The organism is Pseudomonas sp. AC355, assembly GCF_979258205.1.
The window spans coordinates 2,257,112-2,278,459 of record NZ_OZ409843.1; the positions used below are offsets into that span (position 1 = coordinate 2,257,112).

A 21,348-nucleotide genomic window follows, 5' to 3' on the forward strand; every position below is an offset into this window, starting at 1 on the left:
ATTACCAGAAGCCCTCGTCGAGGCGCGCGCGGCTGGCCGGAAAGAGCTGCTGCAGCCTGGCGTCGCCGTCCAGTGCGGGTAGTTTGAGCGCCGTTTCGCGTTGCAGGTTCTGGTATTTGTCGGCACTGAAACTGGCGATGCTCGGCCCGTCACGCAGAATGCGCGGACGAATGAACACCATCAGATTCTGCTTCACGCCGCTCTTGCCCGTGGAGCGAAACAGCCGGCCGAGCCCGGGAATGTCACCTAGCAACGGCACCTTCTGATCCCTGCTGCTAACTTCATCGCTGATCAGCCCGCCGAGAATGATCAGGCCGTTGTCCTCGACCATCACCTTGGTCTTGATCTCGCGCTTGTTGGTGATCACGTCGCTGGCCGAGGCGAAGTCGGCGATCGACGAAACTTCCTGGACGATATCCAGGCGCACGCTGTTGTCGATATTGATCTGCGGCTTGATGCGCAGCTTCACACCGACTTCGCGGCGCTCGATGGTCTGGTACGGGTTGCTGTTGTTCTGGGTCACCGAGCCGGTGACGAAGGGCACTTCCTGGCCAACCAGAATCGACGCCTCGGCGTTGTCCAGGGTCAGCAGGGTCGGCGTGGACAGCAGGTTGAAGCCGCTCTTGCTCTTCAGCGCGTTGAGCAGCACCGCGAAATTGAACCCTCCACCGAAATGGCCGATGCCGGCGGTCGCGCCGTTGACACCCGAAAGCAGCTCACCGAGAGCGGCGTTGTCACCACTGGCCGCGGCACCGGCGATACCCGCGATGTTCGCGCCGCCCGCACTGAAGTTGACCACCCCGGCGCCAAGTTTCTCGTCGGCGAACAGCCATTGCACGCCCAGCTCCTCGGCACGGGAATCGGAGACCTCGGCGATGATCGCCTCGACCACCACCTGGGCGCGGCGGATGTCCAGTTGCTCGACGATGGAGCGGTAGGCCGCCAGCTCGCTGTCCGGGCCGACCATCACCACCGCGTTGGTACCCTCCTCGTACTCCAGGCGCACGCCCGAATCACTGATCGGCAAGCGCGCAGCCTGGGCGCCCTCCGCCCCCTCGCCGGGTGCCTGTGGCGCCTCCTGACTGAGGCCGCGCAGCACCTTGACCACCTCACTGGCGTTGGCATGGCGCAGGTAGATCACCTGGGTATTGGAGCTGCGCAGCTCGCCACCCGGCCGGTTCAGCTGCGCCAGCAAGGCGCGCACCCGTTCGCGGCTGTCGGCACTGCCGCGCACCAGCAAGGCGTTGCTGCGCGGGTCGGCGATCACCTGGGCGCTGTCGCCGCCCTTCTCGCTGGCCAGCAGGCGAGTGATCAGCACGCTGGTATCGGCAGCGCTGGCATGCTGCAAGGGCATCACCTGCAACGGCTCGTCACTGACCTGATCGAGCTCGGCCAGCAGGCGATCGATTCGTTCCAGATTGCTGCGCCAGTCGGTGACCACCAGCAGGTTGGCGGCAGGATACGGCGTGATGACGCCCACCCGTGGGTCGATCAGCGGCTTGAGGATGCCGAGCAACTGTTCGCTGGCCGCATTGCGCACGCTGAACACCCGGGTGGCGATACCGTCGCCGCCGGCCTGCTGCCCGCCACTGGGGTCCACGGGCACCGGTTCCAGACGTGCGGCCTGATCGGGGAGAATCTTCACGCTGCCGTTAGGCAGGTTGACCGCGGCAAATCCCTGGGCACGCAACTGGGCGAGAAAGATGTCGTAGATCGCTTCGCTGTCATGGCGCTCGACCGTGCGCACGGTGACCTTGCCCTTGACCCGCGGGTCGACGATGAAGGTCGTCCCGGTGATCTGCGACACGCTGTCGATGAACTCGCTGAGCTCGGTGTCGACGAAGTTCACTTCGTATAGCGGCGACTCGGCGACCGGCAGATCCAGCACGTCATCGGCCAGAATCTGGGTAGCGCCCAAGGCCAGCAGAGCGGCCAGGCAATAGCGAACGATCATCTCTTATCCTTGCCGCTTGAAGCCGGTCACGGCAGGCCGTGGCGGCCAGGGCAAGCGCTCGCGCCGCCCCTGGTTATCGAAAATCAGCCCCGTCTCGTCGATGTCCTGCAGCACGACGCCGGGCCCCAGGCGTTGCCCACGGCTGAAGCTGCGCACTTGCTGGCCATAGCGCAGCACCACCACCGAGGCGCTCAGCGGCACGGCACGCAGGCTGCCGAGGTACTGAACCGGCAGGCGCGTCAACGGCAATGCACCGCTGTCGGCGGTCACTTGCCAGTGGCCCACCAGCAGCCCCGGCAGCGCGGCCGTATCGACAGCAACGGCACGGGCCGGCTGCGGTTCACGGCTGAGTTGCAGCACGCACTGCGCCGCCAGCCAGGCACCGAGGGTCAGCCACAGGCCGCCCCACAATCGCTGTGCGCTGATCAACTGACGCCTCTGGGATGCCATCCGGGATGCCCTTGCACATAACGCACGCTGGGCAGATGCAGAGCAGGTAACTGCCAACCGCTCGATTGCGTGACCAACCACGCCTCGACGCGCTGCCACAGCGGTTCACCGGCGTTGGCGTCGTAGGCCATGGAAATACTGCGGCACAGGCCGTGGAGCGGAGCTAGGCCGGAAACACGCTTGCCGGTCGGGCTGTAATTGACCTGCCAGGTTTGCCCCTGCCAACGCGGCAGATCACGACTGTTGTCGAGCAACAAGGGGTTGCCGAACAGCTGATCCGCTGCACTCTCCAGCACGCCTTCGAGAGCCTTGAGCGGCGCTTCCACGACGGGAGCCGGATAGCCACCAGTCAGGCTGATCAGGTGTTCACGGGTGATCGCCTGGCCGGCGGCAACCGGGCTGTCATAACGCAGACCGGGCAACAGCACCTGCATCTGGCCGTCATCGGACAGCGCCTGATGCAAAAGGCGATCCCAGCTGCCACCGCGGGTATCGCGGCGCCACAGCGCTTGTGGCGCCTTCGCCAGAGGCTGATCGAGCCAGGCGGCGTGAGGCGCTCGCTGGCCTTGCAGCTGGGTACGCAAGCGTGCGGCGTGCGCCTGGCCCGCCGGTGAAAGCAACTGCTCGAACGCGGGGTGAAAACGCGCAACGAACTGCCATTGCCCGGCCTGCCGCTGGCACCCAATATGAAAGGCACCGCTGGCCCGACAGCCACCGAGCACTACCGGCACCAGCCTGCCGCTGGTCTGCAGCACCTCGATCGGCGCCGGCCAGAAATCCTGCCCGCGGGCACACAACAGCAGATCGGCATCGCTCAGCCGCTCGGCCAGCCAGAGGCCGGGCCCGGTACCCACATCGGCCAGGGCGATGATCAGATCGGCCTGGGCACGTGCTTTCTTGAAGGCCGGCAGCAGCGATTGGTACCACTGTTTCAGGGAGGCGTTCTGATCGGCGGCATAAGGGTCGGTCACCCCGACGACCGCGATCCGCACCCCGGCGCGCCGGATGATGGTGAAGGGTTCGATGCCCAACGTTTGTGACTGGGCGTCTGCCAGGCCGGCGCCGACGACGGGCCGAGCGAAATGCCGATAAAGACCAGCGCAGCGTTGCGGCCACAGCACGCGCTCATCGCTGCTGACCCGCACCTCGCTGCCAAGCAGTTGGCTGCCCTGTGCGCCACTGCTTCCCTGCGTCAGATAAGCCAGGCCACTGCCGTTCCAGCCCTGACCGTTTTCCAGAGTCAGGCAGCGCTCGGCACCGTGGCGCTGGCGCAGCTCTTCCAGCAAGGCACCCAACACTGCATAGCCGCCCGTGCTGACACCTTCGGCCAGACGTGCATCGAGCAGTGGATTGAGTTCGCTGCGCGACTGGTGGGCATTGCTGCCACTGAGCCAGGGCGCTCGCCCAAGGTGCGAAACCGGTCCCAGCCGAGTCGCAGGCACTACCGGTTGGCCAGGCTGGCGGGCATCCAGCGTATCGGCGAAATACAGCAATTCCAGTTCGGATTGTCCGTCCTGACGCGGGGTCGCGAAGCCCGAGCAGGCGCCAAGCAAAGGCGTCATTGCACCGATGCCCATCCAGCTCATCACTTCACGTCTGCCGATGTTCGTCATCGCCCCACCCGCCTCACCTTTATGCATTGTCGGGGCGGGATACTGGGCAGCTTATGTGACAGTTTAATGGCGGTTATTCGACAGCCCCCGCCTGACCGCCAATGGAAAAAATCAGATAAATCAGAAAGGTAGCGTCACAAAGCTTTCAATAGCCGTTAACAGAACTGCCAGAAAATCATCACATTCGGTCTCTAAAGTCCCGGTTTCCTCAAGCCGCTTCAACAGAAAAAGGACATGACCTGATGAGTCGAGATACCGGCGATAACCTGGACCGTAACCCCAGTGGCAACCTGCCGATGGCATCGGTTCTGGATTCGTACCTGAGCCGCCGCAGCGTGATGCGCGGTGGCCTGGGCGCCGCGATCGCCATGATCGCGGGCACCGGCCTCACCGGCTGTTTTGACAGCGGCGGTTCCAGCAACGACAGCCCCTCCACCGAGCCACCAGCGGAGCCGAAACTGGCCCTCGGCTTCCAGTCCATTGCCGGCTCGCGCACCGATGCCTGTGTGGTAGCTGCCGGTTACAGCGCCTATGTGCTGGCCCCCTGGGGAACGCCGTTCAACAGCGCCGGTGGCACCTGGCAAGCCGATGGCAGCAACACCTCCATCGAGCAGGAAAACTCGGCAGGCATGCACCACGACGGCATGCACTTCTTCCCCATCAACGGCAGCTCCGATGATGGCCTGCTGGCGATCAACTACGAGTACATCGACGAAGACGCCTTGCACCCGAACGGCCAGACCTTCGTCAACGGTCAGCGCCCGGCCGAGGAAGTACGCAAGGAGATCAACGCACACGGCGCTGGCGTCATCCGCATCAGCAAGGTCAGCGGCCGCTGGCAGGTGGTCGATAACGATCCGCTGAACCGCCGCTTCACCACCGCCACCGTCATGGACATCTCCGGCCCGATGCGCGGCACCGATCACGTCAAGACCAAGTTCTCCACCGCCGGCACCGAGACCCGCGGCACCAACAACAACTGTGGCAACGGTTACACCCCGTGGGGCACCTACCTGACCTGCGAAGAGAACTGGCCGTCGATCTTCATCAACACCGGCAACCGCCCTGCCGATCAGGCGCGTATCGGTGTCAGCACCGGCACAGGCCGCTATAGCTGGGAAACCGCTGCCGGGGATGCGTCGGAACAGGACGACGAATTCACCCGCTTCAACATCACCCCGAGCGGCGCATCGGCGACCGACGACTACCGCAACGAAGCCAGCACCTATGGCTACATCGTCGAGATCGACCCGTACGACTCCAGCACCCGCGCCGTGAAGCGTACCGCCCTGGGCCGCATCCGCCACGAAGGCTGCTGGCCGGCACTGCCGGTAGTCGGCAAGCCAGTGGTGTTCTACACCGGCGACGATTCCAACAACGAGTACCTGTACAAGTTCGTCTCCGACGCGATGTGGGATGCTGCCGACGCCAACCCGAGCGATCGCCTGGCCACCGGCGCCAAGTACATGGACAGCGGCACTCTCTACGTCGCACGTTTCGACGCCGACGGCAGCGGTCTATGGATCCCGCTGGTAGCCGCCACGCCGACCAACGATGGCAGCACCCTGGGCACCAAGTTCACTGACCTGCCGGGCATTATCCTCAACACCCGAGGCGCAGCCGATGCCGTGGGCGCGACGCCGATGGATCGACCGGAGTGGACCGCCGTCAACCCGCTCAATGGCGACGTCTACCTGACCCTGACCAACAACAGCGCACGCACTGCGGCGGCAGTTGACGCTGCCAACCCACGCGGCCCGAACCGTCACGGCCATGTGATCCGCTGGCATGACAGCGACGATCAGCTCAGCTTCGCCTGGGACATCTTCGTATTCGGCGCCAACGCCTCGGGCACGCCCGATATCAACCGCTCCGGCCTGACCGAACTCAACCAGTTCGCCAGCCCGGACGGCATGAGCTTCGACAGCCGCGGGATTCTCTGGATCCAGACCGATAACGGCGAATCGAGCGTGACCAGCTACACCAACGACCAGATGCTGGCGGTAATCCCCACCAACCTGGTCGACGCCAACGGCGAGCAGGTACCGGTCAACGCGCAAAACCAGGCGGATCTGCGCCGTTTCTTCGTCGGCCCCAACGGCAGCGAAGTGACCGGCATCGCCTTCACGCCGGACAACAAGACGATCTTCGTCAATATCCAGCATCCGGGTAACTGGCCATCCACCGACGTCGCCACGGACGAAACACCAGCCAGCACCAGCGTCCGCCCACGTGCTTCCACGGTGGTGATCCAGCGCAACGACGGCGGCGAAATCGGCGTCTGACCTACCCACGCGGCACGGGGTCATCCCGTGCCATCTCTCTTTGCCTGGATCGAGCTCCTCGACGTCCAGGCCCTTCTTTCCGTGTATCGCCACGCTCGACACCGGCTACCAAAACACCCGGTGCGCAGCCTGCGATTGGTGGCAACGGCATGCCCATCTGCTCGCATCGCCCGCAAGCGGACTCCTACGGATTAGATCACCATGCATCGTAGGAGCCGCGACCCTGCGGCGAATGGTGGCAACAACGCGGACGTTCAGAATGGCTACCAGCGCATTCGCGCCGAGGTCGACGCTCCCACAAATGTGGTGCCGGACGCTCCTCTTGCAGGCGCCTCGATATTGTAGGAGCCGGCTTGCCGGCGATCCGCGAACGCCCTGTCAATTCATCTGAACAACCGCTTCGTAGCCTGCGATTGGTCGCATCGCCCGCAAGCGGGCTCCTACGCAAGTAGGCGACTTGCGCTACAAAGCGAACGGCAAGGGTTCGCGGCTGATCACTTGCACTCGCTGCACCGGCACCTGTGCGTGCCAGCGCACCACGCCCTGAGCCTGCACCTGGAACTGGCTGCTGATCAGCCGGCCATCCTGCTCGAATTCGAGCTGCAGCATGAAATCACCGCTGTTGAGCAGTAACCCTTCGCTCAAGCGCTCGAAGGTCGGGTCGTCCACGGCGCCCACTGCTTCGCGCAAGGCGGCCACGTCACGGTAACCATTGGCTGGTCGGCCGGTGATGATGCGAGTCAGCAGCGAGCGCGCGAACTCACCTTCGTAGAGGGCATCGAGCAGAGGCAAATGTTCAAGGCTCAAGGCATTGGCATTCAACCGCCAGCCCGACGTCTGCGGCAGCGCACAGAGCTGGGGATAACGCTGCTGTCGCCCAGGTTGCGGCGTGAGCAGCAGATTCAGTTCGCTCATGTCCACCATGGGCTGATTGGCGGCGAGCCGAGGCGGCGTCTGGCGCAGGTACTGGTCGCTTTCGGCGCCGTGCAGGCGGCTCTGGCCGTCGCTGTCGATCCAGTCGGCCAGGGCATGCACCAGTTGTTCGGCGGCCAGGTCGTCACCGAGCAGGTACTGCAGCTGACGCTCGGCACGCTCAGCCTCCTGGCCGGCCAGCGCATTGACGTTGAAGCAACTGTGCAGATCGCGGATGCGCAAGGTCGCCGCACCGCCAGCAAAATCGTAACGCAGCGGCTGCCCACGCAGGGCTTGCCAGAAAAGCGGGCTCTGCCGCCAAGCCGGATCCCTGAGGGCTTGCTCGGCGAAGGCCAGACCGGCGACTTCCATTGCCCGTGCTTGAATTCGCTGCTGCTGCAAGCGCACCGCATCGACCTGCTGCCGCCCCTGTTGCACCATCCACGCCAGCCCACCGGCGAGCATGGCCAAGGCCACCAGTACCATCAATAACGCTGCGCCGCGCTGCCGTCTGCCCCCCATCGCTCACCCCTCGAACCAAGAGTCGACAGTCAACAGGCTGAATGTTGCAGAGACGTGGCAAACGCCCCTTTTCGTCATCACCACGTCACCGTAGCGTCATAAAGCGCAGGCAAATTAGTCCTTCAATTTCATAGTGTTGGAGATTCGCAATGGGCGGCATCGGTATCTGGCAACTGGTCATCGTGCTGTTGATCGTATTCTTGCTGTTCGGCAGCAAACGTCTGAAGACGCTGGGTGGCGATCTTGGAGAAACCATCCAGGGCTTCCGCAAATCCATGGCCAGTAACAGTGAAACAGACGAGACGCCCGCGCAGGTGCAACAACAGGCGCCGTTGCCGGGAGCCGCTCAACAGTCCCACACCCAAGCGGATCGTCAGGCCTGATGTTCGAAGTAGGCTTCACCGAACTACTGCTGGTGAGTGTTGTGGCGCTACTGGTGCTAGGCCCGGAACGCCTGCCGGTCGCAGCCCGTACGCTGGGTCGCGGCCTTGGCCAGGCAAAGCGGGCGATGGGCATGCTGCGCGATCAGGTCGAACGTGAACTGGATGCCCAGGCCGTAAGCAAGGAACTGGACGCTGCGCCGTTGCGGCAACTGGAGCAGGAGCTGCGTCGCAATATCAACCTCCAAGCAGAGCAGCAGCCGACGGCTGCCAAACCCGAGGGCACAATATGAGCAACATGCCAGTGACCGCCCACCTGGGAGAACTGCGCAAGCGACTGGTACGCTGCCTGCTGGTTATTGTGCTGGCGTTCCTGGGGCTGTTTCCGTTCGCGCAGACGCTCTACACGCTGATCTCCGAACCGCTGCGCCGCTACCTGCCAGAAGGCGCGAGCATGATCGCCACCAGCGTGACGTCGCCCTTCCTGGCGCCATTCAAGCTGACCATGATGGTCGCCGTATTCATCTCCATGCCCGTGCTGCTGCATCAGGCCTGGGGGTTCGTGGCGCCGGGGCTGTATCGCCGCGAGCGGCGCATCGCGGTACCTCTGCTGGTCTCGAGCATTCTGCTGTTCTATGCAGGCATGGCCTTCGCGTTCTTCGCGGTGTTCCCGATGATGTTTGGCTTCTTCGCCAGCGTCACGCCGGACGGCGTGGAAATGATGACCGATATCGCCCTGTACCTGGACTTCATCCTGGCGCTGTTCCTGGCATTCGGATTGGCCTTCGAAATTCCGGTGGCCACCTTCATCATCGTCTGGGCCGGGCTGACGGATGTCGACACGCTGCGCCGTAGCCGGCCTTACGTGATCGTCGGCTGCTTCGTGGTGGGCATGTTGCTGACCCCACCCGACGTGTTCTCGCAAACCATGTTGGCAGTGCCGATGTGGCTGCTGTTCGAGGTCGGCCTGCTCGCCTGCGGCAGCATCCAGCGTCGGCCCGAGCAGGAAAGCGAGCAGGAATTGGCAGTCACCGATTAAGGCTCGAAATGGGCGCCTCGAGCGCGGCAAAGATTGCGGAAGTCGATCTATCGATAGCCTGCTGGCGGGCAGCAGGCTGAGTCAGAACTGCAGATCGGACAAACGCCACACTTCGAAAGCGGGCATTTCGTAAGGATGGTTTTTCTTCATTGCCTTGACCGCGTTGTGGATCAGCTCATCGGCGACCACCAGTTCGACTTTCCACTCCGCGAGCGTTGCCAGCTCTCCGCTCTGACCAATGAACGGCGTGCTGCCCTCAAGCGGGCGAAACTGGCCGCGGCCAAGCGTTTGCCAACAGCATTGCTCGTACTCGCCGATACGCCCGCCGCCCGCTACAAATACGGCCGACTTCACGCTTTCCAGATGACTTTCCGGAACGTAGAAACAAAATTTGTACATCAACTACTCCGCTGCAAGTCGCTGAAAACAATAAGCTAATCATGTCACAGAATAATGGCACATTGACACATCCGATGCGTGACACAGCCGACACTGCTGACATATTCAGACTCGCTTCAGGAGGCACCGTTCCCGGCTAGAAAGACGTTGTAATGGGATTGGGCGATGCGTCGCACACTTCGCCTGAAGGCATTGTGGGTCGCAGCGATGGTGGGTTAAGGCGCGACGAAGACCCTGTGGTTTCCCGAGGAGGGTCAGATACCTCCCTTACCCTGCGGATATAGACTTATACGTAGCGCTGAAACGAAAAACGCCAGGCAATGCCTGGCGTTTTTCTTGTCACCGACTGTGGATCAGTCGACCCACACCCGCGCATTGCGGAACATGCGCAGCCAGCCGCCGTCTTCCTGCCAGTCATCCGGGCGCCAGGAGTTCTGCACGGCGCGGAACACGCGCTCCGGGTGCGGCATCATGATGGTCACGCGACCGTCACGGCTGGTGAGGCCGGTGATCCCGCGCGGCGAGCCGTTGGGGTTGGCCGGGTAGTTTTCGGTGACCTTGCCGTGGTTGTCGACAAAACGCATTGCGACGGTGCCGGACAGGTCGGCTTCCAGCAGTGCCTCTTCGCTCTCGAACTCGGCATGACCTTCACCGTGGGCGATAGCGATTGGCATGCGCGAACCTGCCATGCCGCGCAGGAAGATCGATGCCGACTCCTGCACCTGAACCATGGCGACGCGGGCTTCGAACTGCTCGGAACGGTTGCGCACGAAGTGCGGCCAGAACTCGCTGCCCGGAATCAGCTCGTGCAGGTTGGAGAGCATCTGGCAGCCGTTGCACACGCCAAGGGTGAAGCTGTCCTTGCGCTCGAAGAAGCCCTGGAAGGCATCGCGGGCACGGGCGTTGAACAATGCCGACTTGGCCCAGCCTTCACCAGCGCCGAGCACGTCGCCATAAGAGAAGCCACCACAGGCGACCAGGCCCTTGAAGTCGTTCAGGTCGACACGACCGGCGAGGATGTCGCTCATGTGCACGTCCAGCGCAGCGAAACCGGCGCGGTCGAAGGCCGCGGCCATTTCCACCTGACCGTTGACGCCCTGCTCACGCAGCACGGCAACCTGCGGACGCACCCCCTTCTTGATGTAAGGCGCGGCGATGTTGTCGTTGACGTCGAAGCCAAGCTTGACGCTCAGGCCAGGGTTGTCTTCTTCCAGCAGCGCATCGAACTCTTGATCCGCGCAGTCGACGTTGTCACGCAGACGCTGAATGCGGTGGCTGGTTTCAGCCCACTGACGCTGCAGCAGGCGACGCTGACCAGTGAACACCGGCTGGTCGTTGAAACTGATGGCAACATCGCCGTTGTTGACCGGCTGACCGATCACCGCGACACAGTCGGCGAGGCCGGCAGCACTGAACTGCGCCAGCACATCCGGGGTGGCGTCCTGACGAACCTGGATCAGCGCACCGAGCTCTTCGTTGAAGAGGATGGCCGCCAGCTCCTCGCGGCTCTCGGCCAGGCCGTCGAGCTGTAGGTTCAGGCCGCAATGACCGGCGAAGGCCATTTCCAGCGCGCTGACCAGCAGGCCGCCATCGGAGCGGTCATGGTAGGCCAGCAGGTGACCGTCGGCGTTGAGGCCCTGGATCACCGCGAAGAACGCCTTGAGGTCTTCGGCGTCGTCGACGTCCGGCGCCTGACGGCCCAGCTGGCTGTACACCTGGGCGAGGATCGAAGCGCCCATGCGGTTCTGGCCACGGCCGAGGTCGATCAGGATCAGATCGGTCTCGCCCTTGTCCATGCGCAGCTCGGGCGTCAGGGTCTTGCGCACATCGGCGACCGGCGCGAAACCGGTGACGATCAGCGACAGCGGCGAGGTGACGCTCTTCTCTGCGCCCTCTTCGCTCCACTTGGTCTTCATCGACATCGAGTCCTTGCCCACCGGAATGGTCAGACCCAGCTCGGGGCACAGCTCCATGCCGACGGCTTTCACCGTGTCGTACAGACGCGCGTCTTCACCCGGGTGACCCGCAGCAGACATCCAGTTGGCGGACAGTTTGATGTCGGACAGTTTCTCGATACGCGAAGCAGCGATGTTGGTCAGGGTTTCACCGATGGCCATGCGACCGGACGCCGGGGCATCCAGCAGTGCCAGCGGCGTGCGCTCGCCCATCGCCATGGCTTCACCGGTGTAGACGTCGAAGCTGGTGGCGGTGACGGCGACGTCGGCCACCGGAACCTGCCAAGGGCCAACCATCTGATCACGGGCAACCAGGCCGGTGATGGTGCGGTCGCCGATGGTGATCAGGAAGCTCTTGCTGGCCACGGCCGGGTGGCGCAATACGCGCTCGGCGGCTTCGGTGATGTCCAGGGTGCTCGGGTCGAAGTCATCGCCCAGCTCGGCTTCACGGGTTACCGAGCGGTGCATACGCGGCGGCTTGCCGAGCAGCACTTCCAGTGGCATGTCCACCGGGGTGTTGCCGAAATGGCTGTCGGTTACGGTCAGTTGCGGCTCTTCGGTGGCTTCACCGACTACCGCGAACGGGCAGCGCTCGCGCTCGCAGATGGCCTGGAAGCGGTCGAAATCGACAGCGCTGACGGCCAGTACGTAACGTTCCTGGGACTCGTTGCTCCAGATCTCGTGCGGGGCCATGCCCGGCTCGTCGTTGGGCACGTTGCGCAGTTCGAAGCGACCACCGCGGCCACCATCGTTGACCAGTTCCGGGAAGGCGTTGGAGATGCCACCCGCGCCAACGTCATGGATGAAAGCGATGGGGTTCTGGTCGCCCAGCTGCCAGCAGCGGTCGATGACCTCCTGGCAACGGCGTTCCATTTCCGGGTTCTCGCGCTGTACCGAGGCGAAATCCAGATCGGCCGAGCTGGCACCGGTGGCGACCGACGAAGCGGCGCCGCCGCCCAGACCGATCAGCATGGCCGGGCCGCCGAGCACGATCAACTTGGCACCAACGGTGATTTCGGCCTTCTGCACGTGATCTTCACGAATGTTGCCCATGCCACCGGCGAGCATGATCGGCTTGTGATAGCCGCGCACTTCATCGCCATGGGGGGTGCTGATCGACTGTTCGAAGGTACGGAAGTAGCCGGTCAGCGCCGGACGACCGAATTCGTTGTTGAACGCAGCGCCGCCCAGTGGGCCTTCGATCATGATGTCCAGCGGCGTGACGATGCGCTCAGGCTTGCCGTAGGCCTGTTCCCAAGGCTGTTCGAAGCCGGGGATGTTCAGGTTGGAGACGGTGAAACCGGTCAGGCCGGCTTTCGGCTTGGCGCCGCGACCGGTAGCGCCCTCGTCGCGAATCTCGCCGCCAGAACCGGTGGAAGCACCCGAGAACGGCGAGATGGCCGTCGGGTGGTTGTGGGTTTCCACTTTCATCAGGATATGCACCGGCTCCTGCACCGCACCGTACTGGCGGGTTTCAGGATTCGGGAAGAAACGCCCGGCGGTGTGGCCGACGATGACCGACGCGTTGTCCTTATAAGCGGACAGCACGTTTTCGCTGTTCATCTGGTAGGTGTTCTTGATCATGCCGAACAGGGATTTTTCTTGGGCTTGGCCGTCGATGTCCCAGCTGGCATTGAAGATCTTGTGGCGGCAATGCTCGGAGTTGGCCTGGGCGAACATCATCAGTTCGATGTCGTGCGGGTTGCGCTTCAGGCCCTGGAAGGCCTCGACCAAATAATCGATTTCGTCTTCGGCCAGGGCCAGGCCCAACTCGGTGTTGGCCTTTTCCAGCGCGGCACGACCGCCACCGAGGATATCCACGGCGCTCAGCGGCTTGGGCTCGGCATGGCTGAACAGCTTGGCGGCGTCTTCCAGGTTGCTCAGCACCAGTTGGGTCATGCGGTCATGCAGGATGGCGGCCGCCTGCTGCACATCGGCGTCGCTCAGCTCGCCCGAGACGTAATAGGCGATACCCCGCTCCAGGCGGCGAATCTTGCCGAGACCGCAGTTGAGGGCGATGTCACTGGCCTTGCTCGACCAGGGCGAAATGGTGCCAAAACGCGGGATGGTCAGCAGTAGACGACCGCTTGGCTCCTGCACCGGCACACTCGGGCCGTACTTCAGCAAACGGGCCAGCACTTGCTCTTCATCGGCACTCAACGCACCGTCGACATCGGCAAAGTGTGCGAACTCGGCGTAAAGGCCGGTCACAGCGGGAACCTTGCCGGTCAGTTGCTCGAGCAATTTACCGTGACGAAAAGCAGAAAGGGCGGGAGCGCCGCGCAGGATCAACATCGGGGACAGCCTCTGGGAAGGGGGTGTACTTTGAGGCCGCATATTCTAGCCTAAAGCGTCGTTCGCGGCACGCCCGCTCGCGCCGTGCGGCGATTGGCGGGTGACGAGCGAAATACGTCGAAAAAAGCACGTTTGCCTAGCAGAGCGCGGCTTCGCTGTCCAGATATGGAACGGCACGACGTTGGCGTATACTGCGCCGATGCCCTCCCCTTACCTGATTGGCAAGCGCTACGCCGGCTGGCTCTCGGCGATCGGATTACTCCTGATGCTCAGCGGCTGCGCGGAACCTCCCAGCAGCCTTGAGCGTATCAAGGAGGAAGGCGTGCTGCGCGTGATAACCCGCAACAGCCCGGCTACCTACTTCCAGGATCGTAACGGCGAAACCGGCTTCGAGTACGAGCTGGTCAAGCGCTTCGCCGACGACCTCGACGTAAAACTGGAAATCCAGACCGCCGACAACCTCGACGACTTATTTTCCCGCCTAGGCCAGCCCAACGGCCCAGTGCTGGCTGCCGCCGGCCTTGTGGAAAGCCAGGGGCGCCAGCAAAGTGCGCGCTTCTCCGTGCCCTATCTGGAAGTCACCCCGCAGATCGTCTACCGCAACGGCCAACGTCGCCCGAGCCGCCCTGCGGATCTGGTCGGCAAGCGCATTCTGGTGCTCAAGGGCAGTAGCCATGCCGAACAGCTGGCCGCGCTGAAGATCGAGGAACCAGAGCTGCAGTACGAGGAATCGGCCGATGTGGAAGTGGTCGACCTGCTGCGCATGGTGGATGAAGGGCAGATCGACCTGACCCTGGTCGACTCCAACGAGCTGGCCATGAACCAGGTGTATTTCCCCAACGTGCGCGTTGGCTTCGACCTCGGCGATTCGCGCAACCTGGGCTGGGCCGTTGCCCAGGGCGAAGACACCAGCCTGCTCGATCAGGTCGACGGTTTTCTGCGCCGCTCTCAGGACAACGGCAGCCTGCAACGTCTGAAGGAGCGCTACTACGGCCACGTCGATGTACTCGGCTACGTCGGCGCCTATACCTTCGCCCAGCATCTGCAGCAACGCCTGCCGCGTTACGAAAAACACTTCCGCAAGGCGGCACAGGAAAACGATCTGGACTGGCGCATGCTCGCTGCCGTGGGCTATCAGGAATCGCTCTGGCAGCCCGGCGCCACCTCCAAGACTGGCGTACGCGGCCTGATGATGCTGACCCTGCGCACCGCCCAGGCGATGGGCGTGTCCGACCGCCTCAACCCTCAGCAGAGCATCCAGGGCGGCGCCAAGTACCTGGTGCACGTCAAGGAACAACTGCCAGACAGTATTCAGGAACCGGATCGCACCTGGTTCGCCCTCGCTTCATACAACGTGGGCGGCGGGCATTTGGAAGACGCCCGCAAGCTGACCGAAGCCGAGGGGCTTGATCCCAACAAGTGGCTCGACGTGCAGAAGATCCTGCCACGCCTGTCGCAGAAGCAGTGGTACAGCAAAACCCGCTACGGCTACGCCCGCGGCGGCGAACCAGTGCACTTCGTGCGCAACATCCGCCGTTACTACGACATCCTCACCTGGGTGACCCAACCGCAACTGGAAGGCAGCCAAGTCGCTGAAAGCGGGCTACACGTACCCGGCGTGGTCAAGGATCACCCAGAAGAGCAGGACAAGACGCCGCTCTAAGAACGCTCGATACCATGCGCCTGTCACGGCCACATGGCGTCGCTAACGAACGCTTTTCATCACGTCGATAAATCCCCTCAACGCTGCCGATACGTGGCGATGGCCCGGGTAATACAGACGCAGCCCGCCAACCTGCGGCGACCAGCCCTCCAGCAGGGCGATCAGCCCCCCTCCTCCAACCATCGCTGTGCCGCCATTTCCGGCACATAGGCGATGCCCAACCCGTTGACCGCGGCTTCGATCATCAGTTGCGTATGGTTAAGAGTCATGGCGCCGGGCACGTCGACGACAATCTCCTGCCCGCGCTGCTCGAATTCCCAGCGGTACAGCTTGCCACTCGGCAGGCGCTGACGAATGCAGCGATGCGCGCGCAAGTCCTCGGGTGTTTGCGGCCTACCGGCGCTAGCCAGATAACCCGGGGCAGCCACTGCCAGGAAACGAAAATCTTCACTCAGGGCGACTGCGATCATGTCCTGCGGCACAGCCTCTTGCAGCCGAATGCCGGCATCGAAGCCCTCGCGCACGACATCCACCAGTTGACCATCGGTGACCAGATCCAGTGAAACCTGCGGATAACGCTCCAGGAAGGTCGGCACCACTCGCCTGAGCAATACGCGCATGGCCTCCTCGCCGCCGTTGATGCGCAAGGTTCCGGTGACATGACCACCCTCTTCGGTCAGCGCATCGATGGCTTGATCCAACCCCTGCAATACCGGCACCAAGCGCTGCAGAAAATGCTCGCCTGCCTCAGTCGGCGCCACGCTACGTGTCGTGCAGTGCAGTAGGCGGACACCCAGCCTGCGCTCCAGCGCGGCAATCACGTGGCTGAGCGAAGAGCGGGAGATCCCCAGTTCATCGGCAGCCTTGCGAAAGCTGCGGTGCTGCGCCACGGCCATCAATGCGGTGAGATCGGTCAGCGTCGGCCTATTCATTGTTCACTCCCATTCACCAGCTCATGCGGATTAAAGCCGATTATCTCAACAGGGTGAATGATTACAGTGATCTGAACTCACCAAAGAGCGCTAACCATGAACAAGACTTGGCTTATCACTGGAGCCACATCCGGACTTGGCAAAATAATGACCCGCAAACTGCTGGAGCGCGGTGACCGGGTAATCGCCACAGCACGCCGCTGCGAGGCCTTGCAGGATCTACTGAGCGCTTACGGGGAACACCTTCAGGTACTGCCGCTTGACCTGACCGATACCTCACAGATTCATAGCCTGATCGATCACGCCTTCGAGCGTTTCGGCCGTATCGACGTGATCGTCAGCAACGCGGGCTACGGCCTGTTCGGTGCCAGCGAACAGGTAAGCGACGAACAGATCGACCGGCTGCTGGCCACCAACCTGACCGGCTCGATCCAGTTGATCCGCAGCAGCCTGGCGCACCTGCGCGCTCAGGGCGGCGGGCGCATCGTCCAGGTGTCATCCGAGGGTGGGCAGATTGCCTATCCCGGCTTCAGCCTCTATCACGCCAGCAAATGGGGTATCGAAGGCTTCGTCGAGGCCGTGGCGCAGGAGGTAGCACCGTTCGGGATCGACTTCATCCTCGCCGAACCGGGCCCTACCCGCACGAACTTCGCCGCGGCGCTCGATCTGGCAACTCCTTCCGGCGTTTACCAGGACACACCGGCAGGCAAGGTTCACGAGATGATCGCCACAGGCGCATTCGAGATCCGTGGAGATGCCACTAATACGGTCGACGCGATCATACAGGCGGCCGACTCGGCTCATCCTCCCCTGCGGCTGGCTCTGGGCAGTACTGCCTACGAAAACATCCATCGCGCGCTGACCCAGCGCCTCGAATCGCTCGAAGCCCAGCGCGCTGTAGCCTTTTCAGCCGACAGCCAAGGAGCCTGAGATGAGTCTGTATCAGTTAGTCCGAATGACCATAGCCGCTGCACTCGTGCTGGGCGGCGCGAGCAGCGTGGCCGCGCAGGAACCTAACAGGGTCGCCGGCACCTGGAACCTGATCGCCGCCACAATTGAAATCGATGGCATGACGTCTTACCCCTACGGGCCCGAGCCACGCGGCAGACTGGTCTTCACACCGGATATGTACTTCGTGGAATTCCTGCACGACCCACGCATTCCACGCTTCCAGTCCAACGAACGTGGCAGAGGAACCGACGCGGAAAATCGCGCCGTCATAGCAGGCAGTCTGGCGTTGTATGGCCGCTATACCATCGATGCACAAGGCAACTTCAGCGGCAATACCGTGGAGGGTTCATCGTTCCCGAACTGGATCGGCGACGTGCGGACGACCCGGGAACTGCGCATGGACGTACAAGGCAACCAGATGATCGAAAGCTTCCATCGCCCTGGAGGCGCAAAGGTCAGAATCGTTTTCGAGCGTGCCGATTAGCTGCCCGACAGCCTACCCCCAACTAACGATGCCACAGGGAGCGAACCCATCGGGTAGCAGTCTGGTTGCCATTCGCGCAGAAACTCTACGCCTGTTTCTTCGCTATCAGCGAGCTGCCTGCGGCCGATCTTCCGCGATTGCTTTACGCACATCCCCCGCCAGGCTGAAATCGAATGCCTGCTGCACATCCAGCTGTTTCGGTAGCACGCCATGGCGGTGGAAGAAGTCTGCGGCTTTCTGCAGGCTGGTCGCGACTTCCTCGTCCAGTGCGGCGGGCTGGATGCGCGCCTCTTCCACCCAGCGCCGGGCGACGTTCTGGGGAATATTGAGGTCTTCGGACAGCGAGTCAGCCATTTGCTTTGGATGGGCAAGCGCCCACTGCTGGGCCTTGGCCAGGCGAACCAGCAGGTCGCCGATGGCGGCTTTCTTGTCGGCATCCGCCAGGGCTTTTTCGCTGGCCAGGGCGTAGGAATAGCCGCTCATGATGCCGCGCCCATCAGCAATCACCCGCGCGTTGTCGATCAGGATGGCATTGGAGGTGTAGGGTTCCCACGGCACCCAGGCATCCACTGAGCCACGCACTAGCGCGGCACGACCATCGACCGGCCCCAGGAAGGAGAAGGTCACGTCCTTGTCGGTCAGGCCGTTCTTCTCCAGCAGACCAAGAGCCAGAAAATGCCCCCAGCCGCCACGATTCACGGCAATGCGTTTGCCTTTGAGATCCTTCACGCTCTGCGCGGTTGAACCCTCAGGCACCACCAGGGCCACGGTCGCGGTGTTGTAGCGCCAGGCACCTACTGCCTTCAACTGGGCACCGGCAGCATGTACGAACAGAAACGGGATATCGCCGGTGAAGCCAACGTCAAGGGCATTGGCATTCAGCGCTTCGAGCACTGGGGCACCGGCAGCGAACGGTGTCAGCTCGACCTTGTAATCGAGGTTCTCCAGCTCGCCCGAAGCGCGCAGCGAGGCGTAGCGATCACCCTTCACATCGCCGAGGCGAATGGTGACGGGCTCGGCGGCCTGCAACAAACTGCTGAACGACAAGGCGGCGAGAAGAGATGTGACGGTAAAACGGATACGGGACATGTGACAGACTCCAATGGCGATTACGCGACGAAAGCGGCTGCGTGGGTACGCTCACTGGGCTCGAAAGAAACGGTCATGATGTTGCCTGCTCCGCCGGTACGGTGGCAGGCCCTGGCTTACTTGAAGGCGCTGCCAAAAGAGGTGTCGATAACCGCCTTGGTGTCGAATGCCTTGGGCAATGCGCCGGTTTCGACGAGGAAGTCGGCGGTGTCCTGATAATCACGGGCTGCCTGCTCATCCACCGGGCCGACGCTCATGTTGGCCTGGCCGATCCAGTGGCGGGACACGGCAGGATCCAGATTGGCCTTCTTCGCCCACAAATCCGCGTAGGTTTCCTTGTTCGCCTCAACCCAGGCGCGGGCCTTCTGCAGGCGACCGAGGAAATCGGTGATAGCGGCCCGTTTCGTATCCAGCGTATCGGCGTTGGCGGCGATACTCGACAGCCCCGGCATCAGGTCGCGGGCGGTGATGATCGGCTTGGCGCCGGAAAACACGATCTGCTGGGAGATGTAGGGTTCCCACACCGGGAACGCGTCGATACTGCCCTGTGGCAACGCCGCAGCAGCGTCGATGGGCATCAGTTTGACGAACTCCACGTAGTCGCGGGGTAGCCCGGCTTTCTCCAGCGCCCGCAGGGTCAACTGCTGGCTCCAAGCTCCCGGCCAGTAAGCGACCTTTTTGCCTTTCAGGTCAGCGATGGTCTTGGCTGGCGAATCCTTGGGCACCAGCAGCGCGATGGTGTCCGGGTTCTGCCGCGATACGCCGATCAGCTTCACTGGCGCGCCCTTGGCAGCCAGGAAGATAAATCCCGAATCACCGAGAAAGCCCAGATCCAGCGCGCCAGCATCCAGGCCTTCCGCAACCGGCGCGGCGGACTGGAAGTGCTTCCAGTCGACCTTGTAGGGCGCGCCCTCCAGCACACCGGATGCCTCCACCGAAGCGCGGACGTTGTAGTAGTTCTGGTCACCCACGCGCAGGGTGATCTGCTCGGCCGCCTGAACCAGAGGCGCGGCCAGGAACGCGCCAGCCAGCGCGGTGCGCAACAGTGCGGACAATTTCATTGCAAGGTTTCCTCAGGAAGGTTGCCCAGACGGGCGATATGTTCATGAATGGCAGGGATCAGTCCCTGGCCATAGGTGATGGCGTCGCCCAATGGGTCGAAACCACGAATCAGAAAGGTGGAAACCCCGAGCTTGTAGTACTCACCCAACGCCGCGGCGACCTGCTCGGGCGTGCCGACCAGTGAGGTAGAGTTCCAGCGCGCGCCGGTCAGCCGGGCGACGCCCATCCACAAGCGGCTGTCCAGTACCTCGCCTTGCCCCGCAGCCGCCAACAGGCGCTGCGAACCGACGTTTTCGGGGGCGTGCTCGGTGAGTGGCAAGCCCAGGCGAATCCGATTTTCGCGAATCTGTTCGAGTATCTCGGCAGCACGCTTCCAGGCGGCCTCTTCGGTGTCGGCGACGATGGGCCGGAATGACACCGAAAACCTCGGTGTACGGCCTTGCAGGGCGGCTGCAGTTCGCACGCTGGCAACCTGTTCGGCTACCGACGCCAGGGGCTCGCCCCAGAGCATGTAGGTGTCGGCATGCTGCGCTGCGACCTGCACCGCCGCTGTCGACGCACCGCTGAAATAGATCGGGATGTGCGGCCGCTGAGTGCAGCGCACTGCCGGCGAAGCACCCTGAAAGCGATAGAAGTCACCACTGAAATCCACCGGCTGCTCGGCCGTCCAGATCGCCTTCAGCGCCCGCAGGTATTCGTCGGTACGGGCATAACGTTGAGCGTGACTGAGATAATCGCCGTCGCGCTGCAGATCCTCGTCATTGCCGCCACTGACCACGTTGAGCGCCAGGCGCCCACCGCTGAACTGATCCAGCGTGGCGAGCTGCCGGGCTGCCAGAGGCGGCGCGATCACCCCCGGTCGATAAGCCAGCAGAATGCCCAGCTTGCGAGTCGCGGCGGCGGCAAAGGAGCTGACCACCGCGCCTTCCGGGCCGTTGGAAAAGTAGCCGACCAGTACGCGGTCGAAGCCTGCCGCCTCATGGGCCTGGGCAAACCGGGCGACGAACGCCGGATCCACCGCATCGCCCAGTGGCTGATCCACTTCCGAAGCCGGTGCAGCCGTAATCATGCCGATGATTTCAACGCTCATGTCGCAATTCCTGTCACGTGGTCATGTCCGGGAGCCAAGGTTCTGCAGACGCTCACTTATAATTAAAACGTCTTTACTGGCCAATTTTTATAAATTTATAGATAGACAGGAAGGAAATGAAATTCATTTTAGGAATATCCTAATATGCAAAATAATCAAAAATAGCGAGACAGGCTCAAGCCAGGGCTACGCCCACGTGGTGATGATGGAAATGACCCGATCATGAGCGACGGATGAACAGCGCAGGGGGAGAAGGCAAGCCGAGCGACCCAC

General features: G+C 62.7%; 17 protein-coding genes. 7 read left to right on the forward strand and 10 right to left on the reverse strand.

Going from position 1 to position 21,348, the window contains the following annotated elements; genetic code table 11:
* Nucleotide 1 precedes the first annotated feature (1 nt).
* Genes gspD through ACZ0AI_RS10700 form a run of 3 tightly spaced genes read right to left on the reverse strand, consistent with a single transcriptional unit; the run spans nucleotide 2 to nucleotide 4,017 of the window.
* Nucleotides 2-1,936: a type II secretion system secretin GspD gene (gspD, locus tag ACZ0AI_RS10690; RefSeq protein ID WP_463566095.1), complete on the reverse strand. Its 1,935-nt coding sequence runs from the start codon at nucleotides 1,934-1,936 to the stop codon at nucleotides 2-4.
* Between the two features lie 21 nt (nucleotides 1,937-1,957).
* Nucleotides 1,958-2,404, reverse strand: coding sequence for a pilus assembly protein PilZ (locus tag ACZ0AI_RS10695; RefSeq protein ID WP_225839299.1), 447 nt, complete (start codon nucleotides 2,402-2,404; stop codon nucleotides 1,958-1,960).
* Nucleotides 2,380-4,017, reverse strand: a complete 1,638-nt coding sequence (locus tag ACZ0AI_RS10700; protein WP_463565725.1) for a bifunctional UDP-sugar hydrolase/5'-nucleotidase — start codon at nucleotides 4,015-4,017, stop codon at nucleotides 2,380-2,382. Before ACZ0AI_RS10700 ends, ACZ0AI_RS10695 begins: the two co-directional genes overlap by 25 nt.
* Before the next feature lie 242 nt (nucleotides 4,018-4,259).
* Here ACZ0AI_RS10700 and ACZ0AI_RS10705 point away from each other — a divergent pair, with 242 nt between their 5' ends.
* Nucleotides 4,260-6,302: a PhoX family protein gene (locus ACZ0AI_RS10705; RefSeq protein ID WP_463565726.1), complete on the forward strand. Its 2,043-nt coding sequence runs from the start codon at nucleotides 4,260-4,262 to the stop codon at nucleotides 6,300-6,302.
* Between the two features lie 462 nt (nucleotides 6,303-6,764).
* On the opposite strand, the gene gspK is transcribed toward ACZ0AI_RS10705, so the two are convergent.
* Nucleotides 6,765-7,736, reverse strand: a complete 972-nt coding sequence (gspK, locus tag ACZ0AI_RS10710; RefSeq protein WP_463565727.1) for a type II secretion system minor pseudopilin GspK — start codon at nucleotides 7,734-7,736, stop codon at nucleotides 6,765-6,767.
* 149 nt (nucleotides 7,737-7,885) lie between these two features.
* Here gspK and tatA point away from each other — a divergent pair, with 149 nt between their 5' ends.
* The 3 genes from tatA to tatC are packed head-to-tail and all read left to right on the forward strand — an operon-like array spanning nucleotide 7,886 to nucleotide 9,155.
* Nucleotides 7,886-8,119: a twin-arginine translocase TatA/TatE family subunit gene (gene tatA / locus ACZ0AI_RS10715; protein ID WP_463565728.1), complete on the forward strand. Its 234-nt coding sequence runs from the start codon at nucleotides 7,886-7,888 to the stop codon at nucleotides 8,117-8,119.
* Nucleotides 8,119-8,409 carry a Sec-independent protein translocase protein TatB gene (gene tatB / locus ACZ0AI_RS10720; RefSeq protein WP_463565729.1) on the forward strand — a complete coding sequence of 97 codons (291 nt, stop codon included), beginning with the start codon at nucleotides 8,119-8,121 and terminating at the stop codon, nucleotides 8,407-8,409. The genes tatA and tatB overlap by 1 nt, the downstream gene beginning before the upstream one ends.
* A complete protein-coding gene (gene tatC / locus ACZ0AI_RS10725; RefSeq protein ID WP_463565730.1) occupies nucleotides 8,406-9,155 on the forward strand; it encodes a twin-arginine translocase subunit TatC in 750 nt (249 codons plus the stop codon). Before tatB ends, tatC begins: the two co-directional genes overlap by 4 nt.
* 81 nt (nucleotides 9,156-9,236) lie before the next feature.
* On the opposite strand, the gene ACZ0AI_RS10730 is transcribed toward tatC, so the two are convergent.
* Together ACZ0AI_RS10730 and purL are read right to left on the reverse strand one after the other, a co-directional pair.
* Nucleotides 9,237-9,554: an NGG1p interacting factor NIF3 gene (locus ACZ0AI_RS10730; RefSeq protein ID WP_463565731.1), complete on the reverse strand. Its 318-nt coding sequence runs from the start codon at nucleotides 9,552-9,554 to the stop codon at nucleotides 9,237-9,239.
* A 353-nt stretch (nucleotides 9,555-9,907) separates the two neighbouring features.
* Complete coding sequence (gene purL, locus ACZ0AI_RS10735) at nucleotides 9,908-13,804, reverse strand: phosphoribosylformylglycinamidine synthase (RefSeq protein WP_463565732.1); 3,897 nt, start codon at nucleotides 13,802-13,804, stop codon at nucleotides 9,908-9,910.
* 199 nt (nucleotides 13,805-14,003) lie between these two features.
* Here purL and mltF point away from each other — a divergent pair, with 199 nt between their 5' ends.
* Nucleotides 14,004-15,467, forward strand: coding sequence for a membrane-bound lytic murein transglycosylase MltF (mltF, locus tag ACZ0AI_RS10740; RefSeq protein WP_463565733.1), 1,464 nt, complete (start codon nucleotides 14,004-14,006; stop codon nucleotides 15,465-15,467).
* A gap of 161 nt (nucleotides 15,468-15,628) precedes the next feature.
* Here mltF and ACZ0AI_RS10745 read toward each other — a convergent pair whose 3' ends face one another.
* Nucleotides 15,629-16,399 carry a LysR family transcriptional regulator gene (locus ACZ0AI_RS10745; protein ID WP_463570002.1) on the reverse strand — a complete coding sequence of 257 codons (771 nt, stop codon included), beginning with the start codon at nucleotides 16,397-16,399 and terminating at the stop codon, nucleotides 15,629-15,631.
* Between the two features lie 96 nt (nucleotides 16,400-16,495).
* On the opposite strand from ACZ0AI_RS10745, the gene ACZ0AI_RS10750 reads away from it, so the two are divergent.
* Together ACZ0AI_RS10750 and ACZ0AI_RS10755 are read left to right on the forward strand one after the other, a co-directional pair.
* On the forward strand, nucleotides 16,496-17,329 hold the full coding sequence (locus ACZ0AI_RS10750) for an SDR family oxidoreductase (RefSeq protein ID WP_463565735.1): 834 nt from the start codon (nucleotides 16,496-16,498) through the stop codon (nucleotides 17,327-17,329).
* A gap of 1 nt (nucleotide 17,330) precedes the next feature.
* The gene (locus ACZ0AI_RS10755; protein WP_463565736.1) at nucleotides 17,331-17,834 is read left to right on the forward strand and encodes a lipocalin-like domain-containing protein; all 504 of its coding nucleotides are present in this window, start codon (nucleotides 17,331-17,333) and stop codon (nucleotides 17,832-17,834) included.
* Between the two features lie 105 nt (nucleotides 17,835-17,939).
* Here the strand turns inward: ACZ0AI_RS10755 and ACZ0AI_RS10760 are convergent, their stop codons facing one another.
* The 3 genes from ACZ0AI_RS10760 to ACZ0AI_RS10770 form a co-directional block, all read right to left on the reverse strand.
* Nucleotides 17,940-18,923 carry an ABC transporter substrate-binding protein gene (locus ACZ0AI_RS10760; RefSeq protein WP_463565737.1) on the reverse strand — a complete coding sequence of 328 codons (984 nt, stop codon included), beginning with the start codon at nucleotides 18,921-18,923 and terminating at the stop codon, nucleotides 17,940-17,942.
* A 116-nt stretch (nucleotides 18,924-19,039) separates the two neighbouring features.
* Complete coding sequence (locus tag ACZ0AI_RS10765; protein WP_463565738.1) at nucleotides 19,040-19,984, reverse strand: ABC transporter substrate-binding protein; 945 nt, start codon at nucleotides 19,982-19,984, stop codon at nucleotides 19,040-19,042.
* A complete protein-coding gene (locus ACZ0AI_RS10770; protein ID WP_463566096.1) occupies nucleotides 19,981-21,054 on the reverse strand; it encodes an LLM class flavin-dependent oxidoreductase in 1,074 nt (357 codons plus the stop codon). Before ACZ0AI_RS10770 ends, ACZ0AI_RS10765 begins: the two co-directional genes overlap by 4 nt.
* Nucleotides 21,055-21,348 lie beyond the last annotated feature (294 nt).